Consider the following 25,255-nt stretch of genomic DNA (forward strand, 5'->3'; position numbering starts at 1 on the left):
TTACAGCTGAGCAAGGTCTCCCTTGGTTTCCAGCCACGACTTGCGATCACCCGAACGCTTTTTGGCCAGCAACATGTCCATCAATGCCACCGTCTCGTCGACATCGTCTATCGTCAGCTGCACCAATCTACGGGTGTTGGGATCCATGGTCGTTTCCCTCAGTTGCAGTGGGTTCATCTCACCCAGACCTTTAAAGCGGGTGACCTGCACTTTACCTTTCTTGTTGTCTGCGGCAATCCGGTCAAGAATGCCTTGCTTTTCAGGCTCATCCAAAGCGTAAAACACTTCTTTACCTATATCGATACGGAACAGTGGCGGCATGGCGATATACACATGCCCCTTTTCAACCAAGGTGCGATAGTGCTTCAGAAACAGCGCGCACAGCAAGGTCGCTATGTGCAAACCGTCTGAGTCGGCATCGGCGAGAATACAGATCTTGCCGTATCTGAGTTCGGAAATATCGTCGCTGTCGGGATCGCAGCCTATGGCCACTGAGATATCGTGCACTTCCTGAGAGGCCAGCACCTGGCTCGCTTCCACTTCCCAGGTGTTGAGGATCTTACCCCGCAGCGGCATGATCGCCTGAAATTCTCTGTCTCTGGCCTGTTTGGCACTGCCACCGGCCGAGTCCCCTTCCACCAAAAACAACTCGGAACGCGCCGGGTCCTGGCCGGTACAGTCGGTCAGTTTACCGGGAAGAGCAGGGCCGGAAGTGACCTTCTTGCGGGCAACTTTCTTCGCCGCCCTGAGACGCTTCTGGGCGTTATTGATGCACATTTCGGCCAGCAGTTCGGCCTGATCTGTGTTGCTGTTGAGCCAGAGGCTGAAGGCATCACGCACCACACCCGACACAAATGCAGAGCACTGGCGGCTGGAGAGTTTCTCCTTGGTCTGACCGGCAAATTGCGGATCTTGCATCTTCACCGACAGAATAAAACTGGCCTTGTCCCAGATATCTTCCGGGCTAAGCTTAATTCCTCTTGGGATCAGGTTGCGAAACTCACAGAATTCACGCATCGACTCGAGCAGTCCCTGACGGAAACCGTTCACATGGGTACCACCAAGCGGCGTTGGGATCAGGTTAACATAGCTTTCGCTGATACTGTCTCCGCCCTCGGGCAGCCAGGTAATGGCCCAATCGGCGGCTTCCAAATTGGTTTTGATACTACCAACAAAAGGCTCCTGTGGCAGAGCCGGTGCCTCTTTAAGGGAGTCTTTCAGATAGTCGGTCAGACCCTCTTCATAAAACCACTCATGGACCTCAGCGTTTTGTTTGTTGGTGAAACGAATTCTGAGCCCGGGGCAGAGCACCGCCTTGGCCCGCAACAGGTAAGTCAGCTTGGTGACCGAAAAGTTGGGCGAATCAAAATAGCTGGGCTCAGGCCAGAATTGCACCCGGGTGCCGGTATTGCGGCGCCCGCAGGTACCGGTTTCCCTGAGGCTCTCGACCTTATCGCCATGCTCGAAGGCCATTTCATAGACTTTGGCATCGCGGCGCACAGTGATCTCGACTCTTCGAGAAAGAGCGTTGACCACAGAGATCCCCACCCCGTGCAAACCACCGGAAAATTGATAGTTTTTGTTGGAAAACTTACCACCGGCGTGCAATTTGGTCAGGATCAGCTCGACCCCGGGGATCCCCTCCTCAGGGTGAATATCCACCGGCATACCACGGCCATCGTCTGTGACTTCAAGGGAGTTGTCTGTGTGCAACACCACATCGATTCGAGTTGCAAACCCGGCCAAGGCCTCATCGACACTGTTATCTATGACTTCCTGACCCATATGGTTGGGTCGAGTGGTATCGGTATACATGCCGGGACGGCGTTTTACCGGATCCAGTCCGTTCAGTACTTCAATGGCATCGGAGGTGTATTGATTGGTCATAGCGCACACTGTCTTTTATGTTCAGGCCATGGTGGGCCGCGAGGATCTGATTGTCAAGATAAGTGTAAAAAACGGCAGACTGAGCCCAGCTTGTCGCCGTAACCCACAAAACTATGGTTTCCACCGCTTTCCAGCAGCATCTCACAGCAGTGATATTTGCCCAGGGCCTGGCGATAATCCAGTACCTCATCGGCAGTCTGTAATAATACAAAAAAACGATCCGGATTGAGAATGACCGGCGTATCAAATTCAATCAGCTGTAGCTGATGCTCCGGCAATAATTGATAGTGTTCATCGGTATAGGGGTTGTACTGTGCCCCCAAATAATCACCAAAGAGCTCAAAGGGGCGCACCGCCGGGTTAATCAGTACCGCCTTGCCGCCATAACGCTCTGCCAACCAAGAGGCAAAATAACCGCCGAGGGATGATCCGATAAACGCCAGTGGCTCGCCGCTGGCCTTGGCGGCTTCGGTCAACTGAATCAGTAGTTCCATCGCCACCTTGGGCGAAGTGGGTAGTTGTGGCTGTTCCAGTCGCACACCGGGAAAGTGTTGTTCAATATAGGTACGGGTAAGCACAGCCTTGTCAGACAAGGGAGAACTGTTGAAACCGTGAATATAGAGCAGCATAGTTCCTCACAAGGGGCCACTGCTCCAAAACAAACTCAGTAGCCGCTGGCCTCAGCATCCGGTGCGAAGCGTTCGCCCGGGATCCGATAAACATTGGTGAGCATGCTACCATCTGGCTTGAGCTCCAGTAAACGGTAGCCTGGCTGTAGTGCATCCAGCGCAAAATAGGACGACAAGGGTTTGAATTGAATACAGGTCGATGGTGTCGCCATCAAGGAAAGCTTGTGACTTTCCCCCTGATATTCAGTATCCAGTTGCTGATGAACATGACCCCAGAGCATGCCCTTTATCTGAGGGTAACGCCCCATTTCTTTGAGGAACTGGGCACCGTTGTCCATGCAATGTTGATCCAACCAGGTGCAGTCCACCAACACAGGGTTATGGTGCATCACCAACAGCACATGCCTGTCAGGTTCGGCGGCGATGGCACTACGGATGATCTCAATTTCGCTTTCGGCCATATGACCACCGGGTTTTCCCCGCACTGTAGAGTCCAGCAGGATAATCTGCCAATTCCCGGCCAACACCCGCCTGTGACCATAGACACGCTCGCCCTGCATATGCAAATACATGATCCTGGGGTCGTCGTGATTACCTGGAATATAGTGGCAGGGAAGGTTTAACGGCTTGATCGCTTCAACAAAGTTACGGTATGACTCACCGGAATAATCCTGACTGATGTCACCACTGGCCAGCAGCATGTCGGCGGGATACTTGACGGCCTGGATAGTATTGATAACGGCGTTGAGACTGTTGGCGGTATTGACGCCAAGAAGCTGTCCTTCAGGTTCGGCAAACAGGTGAGGATCTGTGATCTGCACCAAACGAACGCTCTTGTCCTCAGGAATACCGTATGTGATTGCCTCTTTCAGCACTTTGATTACCCAATCTCAGGACTGACAAACGAGGCGCGCCTGACAGTCTATTTTCAATAACTCCTCCAGGAAGGCGTTTACCTGGTACTTTTCATCGCGGTGATACATGCGTAAGTTCGGATAATCATACACTGGCCGCAATTGGTAAATCTGTCGGCTGCTTAACACTTCTGCTAATTTAGCATCATGATAAATCCGCACGGTAACTTTGGGGACAGGCACTAATCCGCCCTTCCCCACATGACGGGAAATACTCACCAGCTGGGTATAGCGGGTATTTTCCAGCAGCTCGACATCCAGACAACCGAAATCCCCTTCTACCTGCCAGCTTTCGCCCACTTCCCCCTCATCCGGTAACCAGCGCTGAATATGGCCGTAGTTGCGACCACACAAGGCTAAAAAGCGGCTGACATCCGGCTGGTATTTCTTGTCACTGTCTCTCTTGTTCATTGGCCTGCAGTAAATTTTGATAATTGAGCTGCAACCATTGCAGCCCGAGTACAGTCGAAGCATTGTCGATTTCGCCACTGAGCACCTTGGCATAAGCATCAGTGCGGGAAAGCACATGCAACCGAATATCTTCATGCTCTTCGGCCAAGCCGTGCAGCCCGTTTGCGTTGGATGAGTCCACCTCAGCCCAATAGAAGTAGAAACGCTCACTACAACCTCCGGGGCTGGAAAGATAACTGCTTACGGCCGAAATTGCACTGGAGTTGAGTCCGGTTTCTTCCAAAAGTTCCCGTTTGGCGACCTCCTCGGCCACTTCGCCGGGGGCAATCATACCCGCCACCAACTCCAGCAACCAAGGAGATTCTCTGGTTTCCAGCGCAGGAAACCGCACCTGTTCTATCAGCACCACTTTGTCTTCTCGCGGATCATAGGGCAAAACCACTACAGCGTGACCGCGCTCAAATACCTCGCGAGTCACTTCATCGCTCCAGCCCCCGGCAAACAGCCGATGACGGAAACGGTATTCCTCCATCCGGAAAAATCCCCGGTATAACGTGCGCTGCCCCAGCACCTGAACATCCTCTTTGGTGAATTTTTCTACTGCCATTTTCACTCCGCTTTAGCTATAAAAGGTGCAATTTCAAACCACCCGGCACCATTTACCAATAAAATCTGTTACACTTCCGAATTGACTTGAAAACGGTTGATTTTTTAGTATCAAAACCATTAAGTTTTGCTGTATCGGGAAGCGTCGGGAAGCGCAAACCGCCTTTATCAAAGGCATTAACAGTCTAACGAAGTTGAAACCGCCCGTCACAGGGTGTTTGTCTATAAGGACAGCCAATGAAATTCAAGATCCGCACTTTATGCGCGGCGTTAACGCTCGCAGTTTCTGCCCCGGCCGTTCAAGCCGACGATTTACTTCAGATATATCAGCAGGCATTAACCAATGATCCAGTGGTGCTCCAGGCCAAGGCCAAAAGAGACCAGTTGTATGAAAAAATTGAAGAAAGTCGTGCACCTCTGCTGCCGACTATCAGTGCCAATGTCGGTTATGACAAAGCCTGGAACGATCCCTCTGATGACACCAGTGGCCTGACAGGTGCAATCAAGCTTAACCAGGTCATCTATAATCATTCTGCCTGGGTCGGTTTAAGCCTGGCGGAGAAAGCCGCATCACAGGCCGACGCCGTCTATGCCTCAGCCCTGCAAACGCTGATCACCCGGGTAACAACCGCTTACTTTGACGTGTTGGCCGCCAAGGACAATTACGAGTTCAAAGGCGCCGAGAAGCGTGCCATTGAGCGGCAATTGGAGCAAACCAAACAGCGCTTTGCTGTTGGTCTGACAGCCATTACCGATGTCCATGAAGCACAGGCTCAGTATGACCTGGCGACCGCAGCCGAAATCCTGGCCGAGAACGAGTTGATCAACAGCTATGAAGCCCTGCGTGAAATCACCGGCATAGATCACAAGAGCATCGACATTCTGGATACAGACCGTTTCTCTGCGGCCAGCCCAACTCCAGCCATGCCAAACGATTGGCTTAAAATGGCCGAGACCAACAGTGTCGACCTGCTGACCCAGCGTATCGGTAAAGATATCGCTCAGGAAACCATCAGCCTCTATAAGGCCGGCCATATGCCGTCTCTGAGCCTGAATGCCGGTTATACCAAGGGCCTGGAGCAGGAAATCGGCAGTCAGAACCAACCTGATTTCGATAACGGTACCGTAGGCGTTAACCTCAGTGTACCTATCTTTGAAGGTTTCAAGGTCAGCTCTCAGGTGAAACAAGCGCAATATGCCTATGTTGAAGCCAGTCAGAGATTGGAGCAGACCTACCGCCAGGTAGTCAAAAATGTTCGCAACAACTTCAACAATGTTGGTGCTTCTATCAGCTCCATCAAGGCCTATGAGCAGTCAGTGCTCTCTTCCGAAAGTGCATTGAAAGCCACTCAAGCCGGTTTTGAAGTAGGTACCCGTACCATAGTTGACGTGCTGAACCGTACCCGGGATCTGTATGATTCCAAACGCCAGCTGTCCAACGCCCGTTACGGCTATATCAAGTCGATATTGGCACTGAAGCAGGCCACAGGCACCCTGAATGAAGATGATGTCATCTCAATCAACAACGGCCTGACAACTCCCGCACAGCAATAAGCTGGAGCTCAGCCAATAAAAAACCGCCAGCTGGCGGTTTTTTATTGTCATTTATCAACGGATAACGGAATTAGAACACCAGTTCCACACCGGCAAAGAAGCCGTCAAACTGCATATTACTGCTCATGCCATTGAAGCCGTTTACGTCAAATTTAAAGTCGCGATAGCCGGCACGCACCCGAGTATCCAGCGCTACACCATCAAACTCCCAGCCCAGGCCTACTTGATAGTCATAAACACTGGACTCATTGATACCGGCCAACACATCGGCAAAAGCGTACAGGCCAAAGAAAGGCAGGCCCACCTCGGCATTGGCATAACCCATGACCACACCGCTGTCGATATCACGCTCTTCCGGATGCCCCTTGTCAGCCACCCGGAAAGAACCATCCATCAACTTATAGGCACCACCCACATCCAGAGCAACCAGGTCATTGTCCAATAACTCATAGTAGAGGATAAAGTCTGTGTTGCTCAGGTCGGCCGTAGCGTACACATCACCGCTGAAGGTGTGGCCGTTGAAACTGAAGTTAGCATTGCTCATCGCGCCATCTTCTTTCAGGCGGTTTTCGCGGATCTTCAGGTTGGGCAGCAGTGGCACAGGGTGCTCAACGCTGAACCAAAGGCTGTACTGGGCGGAAGAGTCATAGTTGAACTCCTGCTGCGGCTGGCCTTTCTCGGCGAAAGTACCGCTGGCATCTCCTTTCCAGTAATCGGCGCCTACCTTAAAGCCTACGACTGTTGCTGCCTGGGCGGAGGTCGCCATCAAAGAAGCCAGCAAGGCTGTCGCCAATAAAGTCTTTTTCATAAATTAACCCTGTGAAAGCAAGTTGGTTAAATCAATCACCGCGGCATTGGCGCGGGACACATAGTTGGCCATCACCAAGGAATGGTTGGCCACCAAACCGAATCCGGAACCGTTGAGGACCATTGGGCTCCAGACTGTTTGCTGAGTCGCTTCCAGTTCACGGATGATCTGTTTGAGACTCACTTCGGCATTCTTTTTCTTCAGTACGTCGGCAAAATCGACCTCTACCGCCTTCATGAAATTCAGCAAGGCCCAGGCAGAGCCTCTGGATTCATAGAAAACATCGTCTATTTGCCACCAGCTGGTCTTAATCTGCTGGCTCGCCAGGTTGGGGGTCGACTGACGCGCGGCACTGTCGCCGGCAAGATCGGTATTCAACCTCTCCTGACCCACACTGGCTGCCAGACGCTGTGACATGCTGCCCAAACGCTTCTGCACCTCTTTCAACCATTCATTGAGGTTATCGGCGCGAGCATAAAACTGAGCATCCGGGTTATTGGGATCCATCATCCGCGCCCGGTAAACCTTCAATAGCTTGATGGCATCACGATATTCGCTCTCGGCACTGGGCACCAGCCAACTGGTATGCTCGATATTCAGCTTGGAGTGTGCTTCCAGCAGATCTTTATCGGCTGTGGACTGTGACTGGGAGCGGCTGAATTCTTTACGCATGATCAAGGCAAGATCCCGCACCTGCTCAAGGGCGCCGAATTCAAACGCCGGCATGTTGTCCATCATCACAGAAGGCGGCATCATGTCGTTGGACAACCAACCTCCTTGCTTATCCAGCAAGGTCTCCATGGTATTGATCAGCGCGCTGGTGGTGGCATAACCTGTTATCTTTTCGCCTTTTTCCGATGTCATCACCTCAGGGGTCAATACATCGGGTTCAATACTCCACCAAACACTGATGCCGTATGCGATAACGAACACTATGGCCGCAGCACCGACACCTTTTTTCCATGTCATTTGCATCCCGGGTTCTCCTTAATGATGGTGATGATGATGCTCTTGCGCTGCAGGAGCATCATGGGGGGATTTTACTTCGAGTTCGATATTGAGGGTTTCACCATTGGCAAAACTCAGTGTCATAGGCACTTTTTGCCCCAACTGCAACGGCGCCTTGAGGCCCATGATCATAATGTGATCGCCACTGCTTTGCAGCGTCAACTGACCATGCTCAGGCAGCGGGAAAGCCGCCACATGGCGCATTTTAACCAGGCCATCTTCTTCAATCAGGGTATGCAGCATGGTTTCACGGGCCATAGGGGTGCTGGCAGAAACCAGCTCAGTCGCCGCGCCATGGTTGCTGAGTGTCAGATACGCCGCCGTATTGGGAACAGAAGCGGGCATGGCCCGGATATATCCTTGTTCGAGCATTATGTTCGAGGCGAAGGCGCTGGCACTGATGCCGGCTAGCAAGATAACTTTAAACAGTTGTTTGAATATCGCCATCTATGTCTTAAACTCCATGTAAAACCCATTTCGTCAGTAAAGGAAACAACGAATGAGCACGATTCAGGTTCAGGATGAGCAGGGTGTACGTATCATACGTTTTAACCGCCCGGATAAACGTAACGCCCTCGATCTCGATATGTATAAGCAGCTTACAGAATACCTGATCCAGGGGGAAGCGGACAATGAGATCCGCGCCTTTCTGCTGACAGGCAGTGAAAACTGCTTTACTTCAGGCAATGATGTGGCTGATTTTCTCAAGCAACCGGATCTGGGGCCCAACCACCCTGCAGTGCGATTTCTCTTTTGCCTGCTGGAGCTGAAAAAGCCCTTGGTCGCCGCTGTCAGTGGAGCCGCTGTCGGAATCGGCACCACGCTATTGCTGCATTGTGACCTGGTCTATGCCGATAATACAGCCCAGTTCCGCTTGCCCTTTATCGACCTGGCACTGGTGCCTGAAGCCGGCTCCAGCCTGCTACTGCCTGAATTGGTCGGCTATCAAAAGGCCTCTGAACTGCTGTTGCTGGGCGAGAGTTTCGATGCCGAAACGGCGCTGGATCTCAAACTCATCAACCGCATGTTGAGTCCGGCAGAGCTCTTCCCTTATGCGCTGGAAAAGGCCAAAGCCCTGGCTTCCAAGCCACCTCAGGCGCTGCAACTCACCAGACAACTTATGCGGCCACACAAGAGCCGGGTACAACACCAGATGCATCAGGAGTTGGAACTCTTCGGCCAACGTCTGCAGAGCGATGAAGCCAAAGCGGTTTTCCGCCAGTTTCTCAACAAAGGCTAAATCATCGAAGCTGAATCCAATGTTGCTGCGACTGGGCTGACATCAAGCCAGTCGCAGCAACACTACTCCTGCCATTGACTGGACTTGCCTATTCCCCATACTGCCAATGCCAAAACCAGCACCGGCGAAATCATTGCAAAGCCGTTGATAAACATCAGTAGTGCCGCCGCAACACAAAGTACGCACACTACCGCCAACACACTGAAAGTCATTGCGGCCCACACCAATGCCAGCATCGCGGTTATCAGGGTCAACACCCAGCTCCAATTTTCGGCATCCAGCCATAAAAACGGGCTACCCCAGATCCCCACTGACATAAACTCGCGGCTGAGCAGAGAGACCATAAGGATCAGCGCGCCGACTATGCTCCACACCAGTAACTGAGACAGCAACCTATATCTTCTGTGCTTGTTTCGACTCCTGTTATACATACTCATTTCACCCACTTGGGCCACAGCAGTGCCAGGGCAAAGTAAGCCGTCAATCCGAGCAATGGGTGCATCAGAGTGATGACTGCGGCAACAATGCGGGTCCAGAATACCGACCAGCCAAAACGCTCGGCCATATCGCGGCATAGGCCACAGACGATGGAAGAATTTCCCTTGAGTGTGCGTTCCAAATCAAACATAACTGACTCCGATTATCTCGTTAACTGTATCTGCCGGGCACCGCAGGCTAACAACGCCATCAGGGTGTAACCAAGCAACGGCAGAAACATCAGTAGTGCCAAAGTGCTATTTATCCACATAGGCACCTCAATCCTTGGCTTGGGTCAGAACACTGGTCTCCACGGGTAACTCGTTGATCTGACTCAGGGTTTCTTGAGTCATCTCGTCGCTCAGTTGGGCCACGCTACGCTCCAGTTCCTGTTGCAGAGAGGCCAGCATTTCGCGCTTGGCACTGAGCAACATGGTCTGAGCCTGCTGACTCAGGTTCTGTTCAACAGCACTGAAGATAGGTTGGGTAGGCAGTACATCGGCCTGGGCTGAAACACTGGCTGAAGCCATAACAACGCCAAGAAACAGAGATTGAATAGTCAGGTTGGAAGTTTTCATGCTTGTCATCCCTTTCTGGTTAAGCTGAACGGGTCAGCGGTCAAGATGACTAATTCAAAGGGCGTGCCAACTGGGAAAAGTTTCGATTAAGGATATGATATTAAATGAAATAAAAATAAAAACGGCCAATCATTAACACAGAATGACTGACCGTAGCAGCACAAAAATACAGCAATTTCCTATCTGTTGGTAAAAAGCACTATCACCATAGCGATTTTCACCACTCGGGTATTACAGCAAGGTCAAACTCCGCTGTGCATCATTTCACGAGCCTGCAGTAACACTTCTATGCCGGCACCCGGCTTGTGGGCATTCTCGCTCAAATGACGGCGCCAACTGCGAGAACCGGGGATCCCCTGATACAGGCCTGTCATGTGTCTGCTGATATGATTCAAGCGGCCACCCGACTGCAGATGAGCTTCCACATAGGGCAACATGGCATCCACCACCTGATCGCGACTCATAACCTGGCTATCGAGGCCAAAGATCTTCTGATCCACCTCGGCCAACAGATAGGGATTTTGGTAGGCTTCTCGCCCCACCATCACCCCATCCAGCTGGGCCAGATGGGCATGCATCTCTTCAAAGCTCTTGATACCACCATTGATGCTGATATGCAGGCCGGGAAAATCCTGCTTCAATTGATACACCCTGGGATAATCCAATGGCGGGATCTCACGGTTTTCCTTGGGACTGAGCCCCTGCAACCAGGCCTTGCGGGCATGAATGATGAAAGTATCGCAGCCGGCGGCACTCACCTTGGTAATGAAGTCACAAAGAAATTCGTAGGAATCTTTGTCGTCTATGCCGATGCGGGTCTTGACCGTCACCGGAATATCCACCTTCTGGCGCATGGCATCGACGCAATGGGCCACCAGTTCTGGCTCTTCCATCAAACAAGCACCAAAGCGGCCGTTCTGTACTCTATCCGAAGGGCACCCCACATTGAGGTTTACTTCGTCATACCCCCTTTGCTGGGCGATTTCGGCGCAGCGGGCCAAATCCTCGACATTGGAGCCGCCCAGTTGCAATGCCAGCGGGTGCTCTTCCTGGTTATAAGCCAGATAATCGCCCTTGCCATGCAGTATCGCGCCTGTGGTCACCATCTCAGTGTAGAGCAGCGTCTGGCTCGACATCAGCCGGGCAAAGTAACGATAGTGGCGGTCCGTCCAATCCAGCATGGGGGCAATGGAAAAACGGCGGTTGGCATCGATAGGGCTTGGCATTCACAGATCCGGTACGCAAAAATGGGCCGCTATTTTACCCTCTGTGGCCATAAAACGACAGCCGCAGATAAATCCCGCTCATAAACCCGAATCAAAGGTCATTCTTTTGCCGCCGAAGACTTTTGACCCGAGTTACTCAAACTCTGTCTCTATCCCGGCATAAATCAACAACATTTCAGCCAGCGAGCTCACCTGCATGCCCTTCATCAGGTTGGATCTGTGGATCTCCACTGTGCGCATGGCGATGCAGAGTTCGTCGGCTATCTGCTGGTTCTTATAGCCCTTGGCGATGAGATGCAATATCTCTTTCTCCCTCGGAGTCAGCGCCTGGTAGATGCCTTGCAGCTTTCGGCGCTTGGCGATTTCGGCAGAGTGACTCAGCGCCTTGGTGACCGCCTCGGCCAGGCGAGCGCCATCGGCGGGTTTTTGAAAAAAGTCCACCGCGCCGGATTTAAGTGCATCCACCGCCAGCGGCACGTCGCCATGGCCGGTGAGAAAGATCACCGCCAGCGGGCTATTACGCTCGTTGAGCAGTTGCTGCAGCTGCGCCCCACTGAGCCCTGGCATACGCATATCGAGGATCAGGCAGCCGGGCAGATCCAACAGCTGCGCCTTGAGAAAATGCTCGGCATCTTCAAAGGCCTGCACCTCAAAACCATAGCCTTCCAGCATAAACCCCAACGAGCGCCGCACCGAATCATCGTCATCCACCAGATAGACTGACTGACGCTTGTCATCGGTCGGTGAACTGTTTTGAGCAGCAAATTGTCCCGGCATTTTTCTTTCTCCTTGGCAAAACGGGTTTAAGCCAGCAACACTGTGACCAGACAACCGCCCTCAGGCGGCTGCAGCAGGCTGATGCTGCCGCCATGGCTCTCGGCGATTTCCCGGCAGATCACCAGCCCCAGCCCCAGGCCATCTGTCTTGGTACTGGTAAAGGCCTGCATCAGGCTCTTGCCATCCTGTTTAAGTCCAGGGCCATTGTCCTGCACTTCCAGCAAGAGCTTGCCGGGCTGAGATTGATAATCCAGCCGCAGCGCAATAAGGCGCTCGACCTTAGGCTCTTCAGCCAAGGCTTCGATGGCATTTTTAAGCAGATTCAACAAGAGTTGCTGCATGGCGACCGTATCCAGTTGCATGGGTCTTTCTTCGCCGACAATCTGCCAATCGACGCGGATCGATTGTTTCTCCAATTCATGCCCCAGCAGAGTCAGCGTCTCGCTCAGCAAGGGGCTGAACGGCTGCAACTGTTTTTGCGGCGGGCGCTTTTTCAAAAGCCCCCTGAGCCTTTGAATGATACCGTGGGCGCGGCCCACTTCCGACTGTATCTGTTCCAGTGCCAGCGGCAACTTGTCAAGTTGCCCCTGTTGCAGCCTGACACTGGCGCCGTGGCAATAGTTGCCTATGGCCGCCAAAGGTTGGTTCAACTCATGGGCCAGACTGGCCCCCAGTTCACCGGCCACCGCCGCCCGCTGGGCATGTTCCAGCAAACTGAGGTTTTCACTCAGTTGCCGCTGGGCCTTGGCCAGTTCCCGGCCGCGGCGGCTGAAACTGTATTCGAGCCAGAAGTGATAACCGTTGAGCAGCACCAGCAGCGCCAGCAAGCTCCAGCCCCAATGACTGTGAGCCTTGAGCCACTGCAGCGCCCTTTGCCACCAAGGCGCCTGCAATGGGTGCAGGTCCAGATCCTTGAGCAGCTTATCAATGGCCAGTTGACTGACCGCCGTGGTCCACCCCAGCGAGCCGGACATTTTGGCCGCCTCACTGTCCTCCGGCAGTGCCAATAGGGCCAGGGTCAACTGCTTGGCCAGCCCCTGACCGGCACGGCTGGTCTTGGCCATAGACCAGTTGGGATAGAGGCGGGTCGACACCTCGCAGGCAAACCCTGCCGGTGCCTGATTGTCCAGCACCCGATAGTGCCCGGCATCGATAAGCCCCTCCGCCGCCATCTGCTCCAACTGGCAGACTGGCACCACGGCGGCGTCTATGCTGCCATCGCGCAGGCGATAGAGCAGATTATCCAGCGGGAATCCCAAAGATTGGATCTCGGCCACATAGCTTGGCAGGTCTATCTGCTTGAGCCGCGCTTCATACACCAAGGTCAGGTAGCCGCCGAAGGCCTGGGTCGAGACTATCCCCAGGCGCTTGTTCCTGAGATCTTGCAGATGTTGCAGGCTGGACTCGCTTCTTACCACCAGCGCCGAACCCACCTGCATCGGCTCACCGGCATTGAGGCGGCTTTTGAGGGTTGCCAGCCAGCTTAAGGAATACTGCCGCGCCAACAGCACAGATTGGCCCGGATTGGTGATCACAAAGTCCAGCTCCTGAGCGGCCACCGCCTGCGACAGCTGCTCCAGCGTCAAGGGGTGCAGGCGAAAGTAATATCCCGGGATCTGCTGCTCGAGCCAATTCATGGTGGGTTGCCAACGGTTAATGCTGTCGCTGTAGCCCCGGGTAGCCAACACACCTATATCCACCACGGCCTTATCGGTCAGCGCTCCGCTTGTCATAGCTGGGCCTGATACCGGCAAAGGCTCAGTCGCTGCCGCAGCTGACGACCAATGGCCGAGCAGTACAGCCGCAAACAGATAACACAGCAGATACAGGATTCTCATCTCTTGGTTTTAGCTCCGGTTAGGAAATGTTGCGGCCACAAGCGGCAGGGGCAACATCAGTCTGCCCGCCATTCTAGCCTCAATTTCTTGCGCTGGATCAATAGCAGCCCCGATATGTGGAAAACCACTATAGAGACCAGGGGCGCCAGTTGCCGAGAATACAGGCAACAGGAGCCCGGTGGGTTTCCAATCACCGCAAGACTCAGGAGTCTGTATGGACAAGAGTAAACGTCAACTACTGGGGCAAATCGCCGCCATCAGCGCCGGAGCTGCGTTTTTGCCCGTCGCCCAGGCATCGACCGCCAAGCCCCAGGCAACCAGTGGCAAACGCTATGGCATGCTGATCGATCTGCGCCGCTGCGTCGGTTGCCAGGCTTGTACTGTCGCCTGCACCATAGAAAATCAACCCCCACTGGGGCAGTTTCGTACCACAGTCAACCAGTATGAAGTGACCCAAGGGCAGGAAAGCGCCTTTATGATGCTGCCCAGGCTCTGCAATCACTGCGAAAACCCACCCTGCATCCCGGTTTGCCCCACAGGCGCCACATTCCAGCGCCAGGACGGCATAGTGGTAGTCGACAGCCACTGGTGTGTCGGCTGCGGTTACTGTGTCCAGGCCTGTCCCTACGATGCGCGCTTTATCAACCATGACACCAACACCGCCGACAAGTGCACCTTCTGCGCCCATCGGCTGGAAGCGGGCTTGCTACCGGCCTGCGTCGAAACCTGTGTCGGTGAGGCCAGGATCATCGGCGATCTCAACGATCCCGGCAGCCAAATCAGTCGCATGCTGGCCGAGCACAGAGACGAGATCAAGGTACTCAAGCCCTCGGCCGAAACCTCGCCCTGCGTATTCTATCTGGGGATGACAGCCGCATTTGAAGAAAGGATCCGCGGCGAAGCGCCGGTTCGCAGCCTGATGACCGCCACTGGAGAGGAGTTGCACCATGGACATTAAAGAGATCTTGACCCCGGATATCGCCATCACCTGGTTACCCTGGGCGGTGCAATACTTCTTTATGATGGGACTGGCCTATTCCGCAGTGTGGATTGCGGCGCTGACCATTATCCGCCCCGGCGCCAAGGATAAGCGCCTGCTGACACTCTGTGGCAGCCTGATCCTCAGCACAGCCATAGTGGCACCTGTGGCACTCTTGGCCGATCTGCACCAACCCGCCCGCGCCTGGCACTTCTATATGCAGCTCAGGCTGGATTCCTGGATGTGGTATGGCGCCTGGTTACTACCGCTATTTATGGCAGCGGCGCTGGCCTTTGCCTACCTCTTGCTGCGCCCTTCCCTTCCGACTCAGCCCAAAGATGGCTGGAGCCGCCTGGGATACTGGTTACGCCTGGGGAACTGGCAAGGCGAGCCCTGGCTCAAGCCTCTAGCCTGGGTTGCCCTGCTCAGCGGCCTGAGTATCGCCCTCTACACCGGCATGGAAACCATGGCCATCAAGGCCAGACCGCTGTGGCACAGCTACTGGCTGCCGCCTCTGTTTGCCGCCAGCGCCCTGGCCGCCGGCAGCGGCATGCTAATTTGGCTCAACCGCCTGTTCAATGGTCATAAGCAGGAGACAGACAAACAGCTGCTGCTCTGGCTGCGTGGCTCCTTCGCCCTGTTTGCCCTGTTGCTTATCGGCTGGGCCCTCAGTGGCGGCAACAGCGCCAATGAAGCCAGATTGCTACTCGGCGACAGCCCCAGTTGGCAGTTGGCCGCTATCTGGGTGCTGGCAACCCTGGCCTTGTTGGCGCTGCTGCTGGCCTTCAGACATCTGCCCCGCTGGGCCTTGCTGTTTGGCAGCTTTGCCGCCATCCACCTGGCTTGGGGCTTTCGCTGGCTGGTGCTTATCCAGGCGCAGACGGATCCCAAGTATGGCGCCGGCACCTACTTCTATGAACTGCCCTGGGGCCCACAGGGGCTGCTGGGGATCCTGGGTACCTTTGGCCTATGGCTGGCCCTGATCACCCTGATTTCCGAACTGATACGTCAGTCTGCCACCGGACTGAAAGGAGCCGCATAATGGACAAGAGTAAACGCCGTTTTATCAAAGGGGCTGCCATCACAGGTGGTACCGGACTATTTGTTGCAGGCTACAGCCACACCCTAACCCAGCTGGGCAAGGGCCTGGTCAATGGCAGCTCGGGCAAAAATACCCAAGAAGCGATTCATGGCAACTCGCTGGCACCTGAACTCAAGGTCGACCTGAATAGCGGCCAACTGAGCGCCAATGACAACCAGCGTCTGGCCAATACCATGTGTTTCGGCTGCTGGACCAAATGCGGGGTGCGGGCCCGTATCGATAATGAAACCGACAGCATTATCCGTATCAACGGTAATCCTTATCATCCGCTGTCGGCCCGTGAACACCTGGACTTTGACACCCCGGTGCGCGATGCCCTGGTGGCTACCAGCGCCTGGCAAGAACAGGGGCTTGCCGGGCGTTCCACCGCCTGCGCCCGCGGCAACGCCATGCTGGAGTTACTGGACAGCCCCTATCGGGTAACACGCTGCCTGAAACGGGTCGGCCCCAGAGGTTCGGGCCAGTGGCAGAGCATAGCCTTCGAGCAGTTGCTCAAGGAGGTTGTCGAAGGTGGCGATCTGTTTGGTGAAGGCCATGTGGATGGACTCAGGGCGATTCGCGATCTCAACACGCCTTTGGATCCCGCCAATCCTGAATATGGCCCCAAGGCCAATCAGCTATTGGTCAGCAACGCCTCGGATGAGGGGCGGGACACGCTGATAAAACGCTTTACCTTCAACAGCTTCGGCACCCGTAACTTTGCCAACCACGGCTCTTACTGTGGCTTCAGCTATCGGGCCGGTGCCGGCGCCTTGCTGGACGATCTGAAAAAGTACGCCCACTTGAAACCGGACTGGGATCATGCCGAGTTCTTGTTGTTCATCGGCACTTCACCGCAGCAATCCGGCAACCCCTTCAAGCGCCAAGCGCGGCAAATGGCCAATGCCAGGGTCAACAACCGCAACTTCAGCTATGTTGTGGTTTCGCCCATGCTGCCCAACACCTCCAATCTGGCGTCGGCGCCGGACAATGTCTGGTTGCCAATCCGCCCGGCCACAGACGCCTCGCTGGCGATGGCGATGCTGCGCTGGATCATCGACAATCAGCGCTACAGCGCCGAGTTTCTCAGCGCTCCCAATGTCAAGGCCGCCAAAGCCGCCGGTTTCCGCGGTTTCAGTAATGCCGGTTTCCTGGTGCATTCAGACCAGGCGCATCCGAGATACGGCCAGTATCTGCACGCCAGCGAATTGGGGTTGGCCTTCAGCGGCAAACCCTTCGGCGATGAAGACCCCTTGCTGGTGCTGGACGCCGTCAGCGGTGAACCCATGGCCGCCGAGGCCTGCACTAAGGCGCAGCTCGAAGTGGACCACAGACTCACAGGCCCAAATGGCCAGAGCCTGGCCTGCAAGAGCAGTTTCAGCCTGCTGGCCGAATCGGCCCGGCTCAAGACATTGGCGCAATACAGCGCCGAATGCGATGTGCCGGTCGATGAGATTGAAGCCCTGGCCAACAAATTCACCAGCCATGGCAGCAAGGCGGCGGTGATCAGCCACGGCGGCACCATGAGCAGTGATGGCTTCTATACCGCCTGGGCCATCATGATGCTCAACGCCATGATAGGTAATATCAACCAAAAGGGCGGCGCGCTGGCCAAGGGCGGTACTTTCCCCCCCTTCGGCAAAGGCCCACGCTACAATCTGGCCGAGTTTGACGGCATGGTGCAGCCCAAGGGAGTATTCCTGTCGCGCTCCCGTTTCCCCTATGAAAAAAGCTCGGAATACAAGCGCAAGCAGCAGGCCGGCGAGTCGCCCTACCCGGCAAAGGAGCCCTGGTTCCCGATCTCGGCGCCCATGTTGAGCGAGCATCTAACTGCGGCGGTCAACGGTTACCCTTATTCGCTCAAGGCCTGGATCAACCATATGGGCAACCCTGTCTATGGTCAGGCCGGGCTCGGCGCCGCCATAGGCGATAAGCTCAAAGATCCCAAGGTGCTGCCGCTGTTTATCAGTATCGATAGCTTTATCAACGAAACCACGGCGTTATCCGACTATATAGTGCCGGACACCCTCACCTATGAGTCCTGGGGCTGGACCTCGGCCTGGCAGGGCACCATGACCAAGATAGCCACCGGCCGCTGGCCGATAGTCAAACCCAGGGTGGAGCACACAGTGGATGGCGATCCCGTGTGCATGGAAAGCTTTCTTACCCGGATTGCCATGGCGCTGGCCTTGCCCGGCTTCGGTGAAAATGCGGTGCTGGCCCATGATGGCACACGCCACCCGCTGACTCGCGCCGCCGACTTTTCTCTCTACGGCGCCGCCAACGTCGCCTGGTTGGGAGAAAAAGTCCCCGCCATAGGCAAGGAAGATCTCTATTGGTCCGGGGTTGCCAGGATCATTCCCGAACTCAAGGCTCGTCTCGGTGAAGAGGAAGCATCAAGAGTGGCTTATCTCTATGCCCGCGGTGGCCGTTTCGAATCGATGAACAAGGCCAGGGACGCTGAGGGCAACCCCACCAAGGTCTGGCCCAAGCCTATGATGTTGTGGAACCCTCAGGTGGGTAGTCGCCGTCACTCCCAGAGCGGCGAGTTTCTCAGTGGCTGTCCGCGCAGTTATGGTCAACGCCTGGCCGATGGCACAGACCTCAGGCAAGCCTTCGACCGCCAGTCCTGGCCCATGTTGCTGTCGAGTTACAAGTCACACACCATGAGCTCTATGAGTATCGGCTCTGACAGGCTCAGACAGGTGCACCCCAATAATCCGGTGCGGATCAATAAAGACACGGCCCAAAGATTGGGGATAGCCACGGGGGATACAGTGAAAATCAGCACCCCCAACGGCAGTGTGCTGGCACTGGTGGAATGCGTCGCCGGCGTGCATCCCGAGTGTATCGCCATCGAACACGGCTTTGGTCACAAGGAGCTCGGCGCGCGGGCATTCAGCATAGATGACAAGCAGATTGCCGCCAACCCGCTGATCCGTGCCGGGGTTAACCTCAACGATCTCGCCGTACTGGATCCCAGCCGCTCGGGTTCATACCCTCTGGTGGATTGGGCCAGCGGCGCCTCGGCCCGCCAAGGGCTGCCGGCCAAAATCGAAAAAGTCTCCTGAAGCTCGTTCTGTGCCCGGTTTTTATGCCGGGCACTGTTTTTCCGGGCAAGAAATCGCCACAGAGCCCAAGCCATTGTTCTAAGCTAATAAGAGTGTGATCCATTGGGCGGGAGTCAAATCGCTTATGGATTAGCCTTACACTATTCGCATCCCTTGGCAGCAAGAGGAACAAATCCGGCATGAATGTCACTTTTATCAATCCCTTTCTTCAGTCACTTCTCAATGTGATTTCCACCATGGCTAACATGCAGTTGACCCCGGGCAAGCCCAGACTCAAGACAGATAACCTGGCCAAGGGCGATGTGTCCGGACTTATCGGTATGGTGGGCCCGCAGACTAAAGGATCACTGTCGATCACCTTTGAGCAAGGGCTGATCCTGGAGATAATGCAAAATATGCTGGGAGAAAACCCCGGCAATATCAATGAAGAAGTGACAGATCTGGTGGGGGAAATCACCAACATGGTGACCGGCGGCGCCAAGAACCTGCTGTCGGACAAGGGCTACGAGTTTGAAATGGCCACCCCTGTGGTGGTTTCCGGCATAGGCCACAAGATTTCCCATAAGGCTCAGGGCAAGAAGATCATCATGCCTTTTGTCGCTCCCAAGGGCTCGGCCTACATAGAGATCTGTTTCGAAGGACAGTAATGACAAAGGGCGCCGAAGCGCCCTTTATTATTTGCCAACTCAATGGCATGATTCAAACTCAATCGAGGCAGACAGCCACTCTGGGAGTCAACTTGGTCACCAGTTCATAGGCCACGGTTTCGATATGAGCCGCCACCTCTTCCACCGGTAACGCCGGCCCCCACAAGAGGGCGTCATCACCGACCGCATCCCGGGCATCCGGCCCCAGATCCACAGTCAGCATATCCATCGACACCCTGCCAACCACAGGCACCCGGCGACCATTAATCAGCACAGGCGTGCCCTCGGGGGCATTGCGGGGATAACCATCACCATAACCTATAGCCACCACCCCGAGGCGGGTATCCCTTGATGAACGCCAAAAACTCCCGTAGCCCACGCTCTCTCCGGCCTTGTGCTCGCGCACGGCTATCAGCTGTGACACCAGACTCATGGCCGGTTGCAGGTCGTGATTGGCGCCTCTGTCACCGACCACAGGCGACACCCCATAGAGGGCGATACCCGGGCGGATCCAGTTTTGTTGGCTGCTGGGCCAATAGAGGGCACCGGCCGAGTTGGCCAGACTACGGTCGCCATCCAACCCGGCGGTGAGCTGGTTGAAATGCTCCAACTGCTTGCGGGTATAGTCATTGTCCGGCTCATCGGCGCAGGCGAAATGGGTCATCAGATTGATGGGCTTGGCCACTTGTGGGCAATCCAGCAGCCGCTGATACACCTCGCTAAACTCGTCGCTGCGAAAACCCAATCTGTGCATGCCGCTGTCGACCTTGAGCCACACAGTTACCGGCTTATCCAGCTTGGCCTGCTCCAGCATCTGCAACTGCGACTCATGATGCACCACTGTGTCTATGTCATGCTTAACCAGTAGAGGCAACTCAGTACTGCGAAAAAAACCTTCGAGCAACAACAGCTTGGCCGTTACACCACCGGCCCTGAGCTCCAACGCTTCTTCGAGCCGCGCCAGACCGAAGCCGTCGGCACTACTCAGGCTCTTGGCCACGTTCAGTGAGCCGTGGCCATAGCCGTTGGCCTTGACGACAGCAATAACTTTGCTGGCGGGCGCGATCTCACGCAGCCTGGCCAGATTATGTTGCAGCGCCCGGCTGCTAATCTCTGCTCTGGGAAAGGGTTTCAAAGCTTACCTTCAATCTTGGATTGGATGGCGCGCTCTCTGGCCGCGCCGGGAAAACCGTCCGCAGAGGTTTAGTCCTCTTCAAATTGCGGACCGGCGTAATTGTCAAAGCGGGAGAACATCCCCTGGAAAGTCAGCCTGACCCGGCCTATGGGGCCGTTACGTTGCTTACCTATGATGATCTCTGCCGTGCCTTTATCGGGCGAATCGTCGTTATACACCTCGTCACGATAAATAAACATGATAAGGTCCGCATCCTGCTCGATAGAGCCGGATTCACGCAAGTCAGAGTTTACCGGGCGTTTATCGGCCCTTTGCTCCAATGAGCGGTTCAGCTGCGACAGGGCGATCACCGGGATCTCCAGCTCCTTGGCCAGGGCCTTGAGCGAGCGGGAGATTTCAGCAATTTCCAGGGTCCGGTTATCGGCCAATGCCGGCACCTGCATCAGCTGCAGGTAGTCGACCATGATCATAGACAGACCACCGTATTCCCGGGCGATACGCCTGGCCCTGCTGCGCACTTCGGTCGGTGTCAGGCCCGAGCTGTCATCGATATACATCTTGCCCTGCTCGAGCATGATCCCCATGGTGGAGGACACCCGCGCCCAATCATCATCATCCAGCTGACCGGTACGTATCTTGGTCTGATCCACCCGGCCAAGCGACGCCAACATACGCATCATGATCTGTTCCGAGGGCATCTCGAGACTGAAGATAAGCACTGGCTTGTCTTCATTGAGCGCCGCGTATTCACAAAGGTTCATCGCAAAGGTGGTCTTACCCATGGAAGGACGGGCCGCGACAATAACCAGGTCACCGGACTGGAAACCTGCGGTCATCTTATCCAGATCGGAGAAGCCGCTGGATACCCCGGTCACACCGTTGTGCGGGTTGTTGTAGAGCTGCTCAATCTTGTCGACCGTTTTTTCGAGGATGCTCTTAATCCCCTCCGGGCCTTCGTTGGCGTTGGCACGCTGCTCGGCTATCTTGAATACCTTGGTTTCGGCCAAGTCCAGCAAAGCACCTGAATCGCGTCCCTCAGGATTATAACCGGCATCGGCAATCTCATGTGCCACCCGGATCATCTCCCGCACCACGGCACGCTCGCGCACGATTTCGGCGTAGGAGAGAATGTTACCGGCGCTGGGGGTATTCTTGGCGATTTCCCCCAGATAGGTAAAACCACCGGCATCTTCCAGCTCGTCAGTCAGCTCCAGTTGTTCTGAAACCGTAATCAAATCTATGGGTTGGCCGTTTTCAACCAGCTTTTGCATGGCACTGAAAATCAGCCTGTGGGAACGGGAGTAAAAGTCTTCTCTGACCACGGCCTCGGACACCTTGTCCCAGGCCTCTGCATCCAGCATTAGTCCCCCGAGCACGGATTGCTCCGCCTCAATGGAGTGGGGGGGCAGCTTGAGCGCGTCAACCTGGACGTCTCTTCGCTTATCTTTGGCCTTAAAGGCACCTTGCTGTTGCATAAATCTCCAACTCTCCAACAATCAGGCAAAATGTGATATAAAACCCGGTTCAATCAGAACAGGAATTTTACACCTACAATCACCTGTTTTTCATATCCAAACGGACACTAACAATAAATAAGGAATGAACATGCGCAATGCATTGGCTGCAGCCTTGGCGCTGACCTCCGGCCTCGCCATAGCCGATGAAGGGCAGTGGCAACCTTACCAAATGCCCTCTATTGCCGACAAGCTCAGTGAGCGCGGCATCGCCATCCCGGCAGAGCAACTGGCCGATCTAGGAAAGTACCCCATGAACGCCGTGGTGGGCCTCGGCTATTGTACCGCCAGTTTCGTCTCACCCCAAGGATTGGTTGTCACCAACCATCACTGTGCCTATCGGGGTATCCAATACAACAGCACCAAAGAACACAACTATCTGGCCGACGGCTTTTTGGCCAAAGAACAACGCCTGGAGCCTTCGGCCGGTCCCAACGAGCGCCTCTATGTCACCGAGGCGGTCACAGATGTCACAGATAAAATAACGGCCAACCTGCCGAGCGAGCCACTGGCGCGTTATGAAGCCATCCAGGCCAACAGCAAGGCGCTGGTCAAAGAGTGTGAAGCCGACGACAACTACCGCTGCTCAGTACGTAGTTTCCACAATGGACTTGAATACTACCTGATCAAACAGCTGATTATTCGCGATGTGCGCCTGGTTTATGCGCCACCCGAGAGTGTTGGCGGTTTCGGTGGCGACATAGATAACTATGAATACCCTCGTCACAGCGGCGACTTTACCTTCCTCAGGGCTTATGTCGGCAAGGATGGCAAACCGGCGGCCTATGCCGAGGATAACGTGCCTTATCAGCCCAAGAGCTTCCTCAAGGTCAATGCCGATGGCGTTAAGGCCGGTGACGGCGTGTTTGTGGCCGGTTACCCGGGTTCAACCAGCCGCTACCGCCTGACCTCAGAGCTGAGATTCGCCAGCGACTGGCTCTATCCGACCCAAGCCGCCCGCTATCAGGCCAAAATCGACACCATTGAGGGCATGGGCGCTTCCGACAAGGATATCGCCATCAAGTATGCCGGGACTCTGGCCGGCATGGCCAACCGGATGAAAAAACTCAACGGCTTATTGGATGGCTTCCACGCCACTGACATCGCCGCCATCAAGCAGGTCGAGGAAAATGCCTTCCGCGACTGGCTGGCCAAAGATAAAGACGCACAGCCGCTGATGGCGCAACTAAGTGAGCTCGAACAACTGCTGGCCGAGCAACAGCACAAGTATCAGCAGAGCTACTATTTTGACAACGCTCAATCCAGTGCCTTGCTCAGCGCCGCCAAGCAGCTTTATCGCCTGGCCAAAGAAAACCAAAAACCCGATGCCGAGCGCGAAGCGGGTTATCAAGAGCGTGACATGAAGATGTTCGCCGCCCGTCTCAAGCGACTTGACTCCAGCTTCGATATCAGCGTCGACAAGACACTGTGGCAGATGGATATCGACGCCTACCTGGCGCAGGATAACCGGGTCGCCGTGATGGATCAGTTGCTGACACCCGAGCAAGGTATCAGCCTGGGCGACAAGCTCGAAGGCATGTATGCCCTGACCGAGCTGACCGACCCAGAAAAACGCCTCGACTGGATGCTGGCCAAGCCGGAAGCCTTCGAGAGCAGCAGCGATCCCTTCATTCGCATGGCAGTAGCCCTGTACGAAACCAATATGGCGCAGGAAAAAGCCGACAAGGAACTGGCCGGTAAGCTGTCCATCGCCCGCCCCGCCTACATGAAGGCGATCATTGCCTATAACAAGGCCATGGGTAAGCCTGTCTATCCGGATGCCAACGGCACCTTAAGGATCAGCTATGGTATGGTCGATGGCTATCAGTCCCGTGATGCGCTCTACAAGCAACCCTTTACCAAGCTGGAAGGGATAGTCGCCAAGCACACAGGTGTCGAGCCCTACAATGCACCGCAGAAGCTGCTGGATGCCATCAAGCAGGGACGACTGGGCGAGCATAAGGTGCAGCACTTGTATCAGGATCCTCGCAGCTGGTTGTGCCGCCTGTTCTCCTGCCTGGATAACCCCGCCGAGTTCAACTCTGTACCGGTTAACTTTCTCTCCAGCGTAGATACCACAGGAGGCAATTCAGGCTCCCCCGTGTTTAACGGCAAGGGCGAGCTGGTTGGCCTCAACTTTGACTCCACCTATGAAGCCATCACCAAAGATTGGTACTTCAACCCCACCATCACCCGCGCCGTGCACGTGGATATCCGCTACATTCTGTGGATGATGGATGAAGTGGATCATGCCGACAACCTGCTCAAAGAGCTGGAACTGGTGCGCAACTGATAGCCACTAGTCTGCAATACCCCTGAAAACACCCGCCCCGGCGGGTGTTTTCGTCTCTGTAGTCATCGCCAATCAAGTCAGCAGCGGTTCTACCAGAGATAACAAATCTTCAATCAATGCCGCTGTAATAGCGACGTGAACAAGCGACTATATAGTAGTGAAGGTGTGCTGGTAATAGATGCTTGATTTGGGCATTCGCAGGCAAAGAAGAAAGGGGGGCCCCCGAGGCACTCAGCGACCAAACAGGCATAAAAAAACACCGCCCGAAGGCTAATGCCGATCAGTTAAGACAGATCGCTTGACGATCTCACTGAAAGGATCAAAATCCGATGACCTCATGTCATCGGATTTTTTTATGCAACTTTCAGAAGCTTTGGCGCGTACTCATATCAATCGTCTTACCGAATTCACCTGTCTGGCCGATGTGCTTGAGCCTGAGTTAATTCAGTCGTGCCTTGATTCACATGGTGTTGCCAGTTTAAGGCGGCGTAAGTTACCTATGGATGCCATGATTTGGGCGGTGATTGGTATGGCTCTATTCAGAGGCGAGTCCGTCCGCTCTCTCATCAATAAGCTTGATAT

At 54.8% G+C, this 25,255-nt stretch carries 24 protein-coding genes; 8 read left to right on the forward strand and 16 right to left on the reverse strand.

Going from position 1 to position 25,255, the window contains the following annotated elements; translation table 11 throughout:
- The 5 genes from parE to nudF are packed head-to-tail and all read right to left on the reverse strand — an operon-like array spanning position 1 to position 4,448.
- Complete coding sequence (gene parE, locus ACMHXH_RS03305) at positions 1-1,887, reverse strand: DNA topoisomerase IV subunit B (RefSeq protein WP_071476826.1); 1,887 nt, start codon at positions 1,885-1,887, stop codon at positions 1-3.
- A gap of 53 nt (positions 1,888-1,940) precedes the next feature.
- Positions 1,941-2,516: a YqiA/YcfP family alpha/beta fold hydrolase gene (locus ACMHXH_RS03310; protein WP_039034490.1), complete on the reverse strand. Its 576-nt coding sequence runs from the start codon at positions 2,514-2,516 to the stop codon at positions 1,941-1,943.
- A gap of 35 nt (positions 2,517-2,551) precedes the next feature.
- Positions 2,552-3,391, reverse strand: a complete 840-nt coding sequence (gene cpdA, locus ACMHXH_RS03315; RefSeq protein WP_335912783.1) for a 3',5'-cyclic-AMP phosphodiesterase — start codon at positions 3,389-3,391, stop codon at positions 2,552-2,554.
- 15 nt (positions 3,392-3,406) lie between these two features.
- Entirely contained in the window at positions 3,407-3,841 is a 435-nt protein-coding gene (locus ACMHXH_RS03320; protein WP_039034488.1) for a DUF1249 domain-containing protein, read from the reverse strand.
- A complete protein-coding gene (nudF, locus tag ACMHXH_RS03325; RefSeq protein WP_335912781.1) occupies positions 3,822-4,448 on the reverse strand; it encodes an ADP-ribose diphosphatase in 627 nt (208 codons plus the stop codon). Before nudF ends, ACMHXH_RS03320 begins: the two co-directional genes overlap by 20 nt.
- A 236-nt stretch (positions 4,449-4,684) precedes the next feature.
- Between nudF and tolC the strand changes: the two genes are divergently transcribed.
- Positions 4,685-6,001 (forward strand): outer membrane channel protein TolC, encoded by a 1,317-nt coding sequence (tolC, locus tag ACMHXH_RS03330; protein ID WP_039034486.1) that lies wholly within the window; start codon positions 4,685-4,687, stop codon positions 5,999-6,001.
- 70 nt (positions 6,002-6,071) lie between these two features.
- Here the strand turns inward: tolC and ACMHXH_RS03335 are convergent, their stop codons facing one another.
- The 3 genes from ACMHXH_RS03335 to ACMHXH_RS03345 are packed head-to-tail and all read right to left on the reverse strand — an operon-like array spanning position 6,072 to position 8,264.
- Positions 6,072-6,809, reverse strand: coding sequence for a TIGR04219 family outer membrane beta-barrel protein (locus tag ACMHXH_RS03335; protein ID WP_039034485.1), 738 nt, complete (start codon positions 6,807-6,809; stop codon positions 6,072-6,074).
- 3 nt (positions 6,810-6,812) lie between these two features.
- Positions 6,813-7,784 carry a DUF2333 family protein gene (locus ACMHXH_RS03340; protein WP_039034484.1) on the reverse strand — a complete coding sequence of 324 codons (972 nt, stop codon included), beginning with the start codon at positions 7,782-7,784 and terminating at the stop codon, positions 6,813-6,815.
- A gap of 12 nt (positions 7,785-7,796) precedes the next feature.
- Entirely contained in the window at positions 7,797-8,264 is a 468-nt protein-coding gene (locus ACMHXH_RS03345; protein WP_335912779.1) for a copper chaperone PCu(A)C, read from the reverse strand.
- Between the two features lie 52 nt (positions 8,265-8,316).
- Between ACMHXH_RS03345 and ACMHXH_RS03350 the strand changes: the two genes are divergently transcribed.
- Positions 8,317-9,057 (forward strand): enoyl-CoA hydratase, encoded by a 741-nt coding sequence (locus tag ACMHXH_RS03350; protein WP_039034482.1) that lies wholly within the window; start codon positions 8,317-8,319, stop codon positions 9,055-9,057.
- 62 nt (positions 9,058-9,119) lie between these two features.
- Here ACMHXH_RS03350 and ACMHXH_RS03355 read toward each other — a convergent pair whose 3' ends face one another.
- The 6 genes from ACMHXH_RS03355 to ACMHXH_RS03380 all read right to left on the reverse strand — a co-directional run bounded on the left by ACMHXH_RS03355 (position 9,120) and on the right by ACMHXH_RS03380 (position 13,953).
- Positions 9,120-9,449, reverse strand: coding sequence for a hypothetical protein (locus ACMHXH_RS03355; RefSeq protein ID WP_335912777.1), 330 nt, complete (start codon positions 9,447-9,449; stop codon positions 9,120-9,122).
- A gap of 41 nt (positions 9,450-9,490) precedes the next feature.
- On the reverse strand, positions 9,491-9,685 hold the full coding sequence (locus ACMHXH_RS03360; RefSeq protein WP_025009353.1) for a PspC domain-containing protein: 195 nt from the start codon (positions 9,683-9,685) through the stop codon (positions 9,491-9,493).
- Between the two features lie 127 nt (positions 9,686-9,812).
- Positions 9,813-10,112 (reverse strand): hypothetical protein, encoded by a 300-nt coding sequence (locus ACMHXH_RS03365; RefSeq protein WP_335912775.1) that lies wholly within the window; start codon positions 10,110-10,112, stop codon positions 9,813-9,815.
- A gap of 242 nt (positions 10,113-10,354) precedes the next feature.
- A complete protein-coding gene (gene dusA, locus ACMHXH_RS03370; RefSeq protein WP_335912773.1) occupies positions 10,355-11,338 on the reverse strand; it encodes a tRNA dihydrouridine(20/20a) synthase DusA in 984 nt (327 codons plus the stop codon).
- 132 nt (positions 11,339-11,470) lie between these two features.
- Positions 11,471-12,115, reverse strand: coding sequence for a response regulator transcription factor (locus ACMHXH_RS03375; RefSeq protein WP_052248120.1), 645 nt, complete (start codon positions 12,113-12,115; stop codon positions 11,471-11,473).
- A gap of 26 nt (positions 12,116-12,141) precedes the next feature.
- Positions 12,142-13,953, reverse strand: a complete 1,812-nt coding sequence (locus ACMHXH_RS03380; protein ID WP_335912771.1) for a PhnD/SsuA/transferrin family substrate-binding protein — start codon at positions 13,951-13,953, stop codon at positions 12,142-12,144.
- Positions 13,954-14,167: 214 nt separating this feature from the next.
- Here ACMHXH_RS03380 and dsrO point away from each other — a divergent pair, with 214 nt between their 5' ends.
- The 4 genes from dsrO to ACMHXH_RS03400 all read left to right on the forward strand — a co-directional run bounded on the left by dsrO (position 14,168) and on the right by ACMHXH_RS03400 (position 19,731).
- Complete coding sequence (gene dsrO, locus ACMHXH_RS03385; protein ID WP_039034479.1) at positions 14,168-14,911, forward strand: sulfate reduction electron transfer complex DsrMKJOP subunit DsrO; 744 nt, start codon at positions 14,168-14,170, stop codon at positions 14,909-14,911.
- A complete protein-coding gene (gene nrfD, locus ACMHXH_RS03390; RefSeq protein WP_039034478.1) occupies positions 14,901-15,974 on the forward strand; it encodes an NrfD/PsrC family molybdoenzyme membrane anchor subunit in 1,074 nt (357 codons plus the stop codon). The genes dsrO and nrfD overlap by 11 nt, the downstream gene beginning before the upstream one ends.
- Positions 15,974-19,084, forward strand: coding sequence for a tetrathionate reductase subunit A (locus tag ACMHXH_RS03395; RefSeq protein ID WP_234500925.1), 3,111 nt, complete (start codon positions 15,974-15,976; stop codon positions 19,082-19,084). Before nrfD ends, ACMHXH_RS03395 begins: the two co-directional genes overlap by 1 nt.
- Before the next feature lie 179 nt (positions 19,085-19,263).
- Positions 19,264-19,731, forward strand: coding sequence for a chemotaxis protein CheX (locus ACMHXH_RS03400; protein WP_335912769.1), 468 nt, complete (start codon positions 19,264-19,266; stop codon positions 19,729-19,731).
- 58 nt (positions 19,732-19,789) lie between these two features.
- On the opposite strand, the gene alr is transcribed toward ACMHXH_RS03400, so the two are convergent.
- A complete protein-coding gene (gene alr / locus ACMHXH_RS03405) occupies positions 19,790-20,866 on the reverse strand; it encodes an alanine racemase (protein WP_025009347.1) in 1,077 nt (358 codons plus the stop codon).
- A 68-nt stretch (positions 20,867-20,934) separates the two neighbouring features.
- The gene (gene dnaB, locus ACMHXH_RS03410; RefSeq protein ID WP_039034474.1) at positions 20,935-22,341 is read right to left on the reverse strand and encodes a replicative DNA helicase; all 1,407 of its coding nucleotides are present in this window, start codon (positions 22,339-22,341) and stop codon (positions 20,935-20,937) included.
- 130 nt (positions 22,342-22,471) lie between these two features.
- On the opposite strand from dnaB, the gene ACMHXH_RS03415 reads away from it, so the two are divergent.
- Positions 22,472-24,673 (forward strand): S46 family peptidase, encoded by a 2,202-nt coding sequence (locus ACMHXH_RS03415; protein ID WP_335912767.1) that lies wholly within the window; start codon positions 22,472-22,474, stop codon positions 24,671-24,673.
- Between the two features lie 337 nt (positions 24,674-25,010).
- Positions 25,011-25,255, forward strand: a 245-nt coding sequence (locus tag ACMHXH_RS03420; protein ID WP_413737605.1) for a transposase domain-containing protein, incomplete at its 3' end; no start/stop codon positions are given.

Origin of the sequence: Shewanella sp. BJSY2023SW001, assembly GCF_047314685.1 — a bacterium.
GTDB classification, from domain to species: domain Bacteria; phylum Pseudomonadota; class Gammaproteobacteria; order Enterobacterales; family Shewanellaceae; genus Shewanella; species Shewanella indica.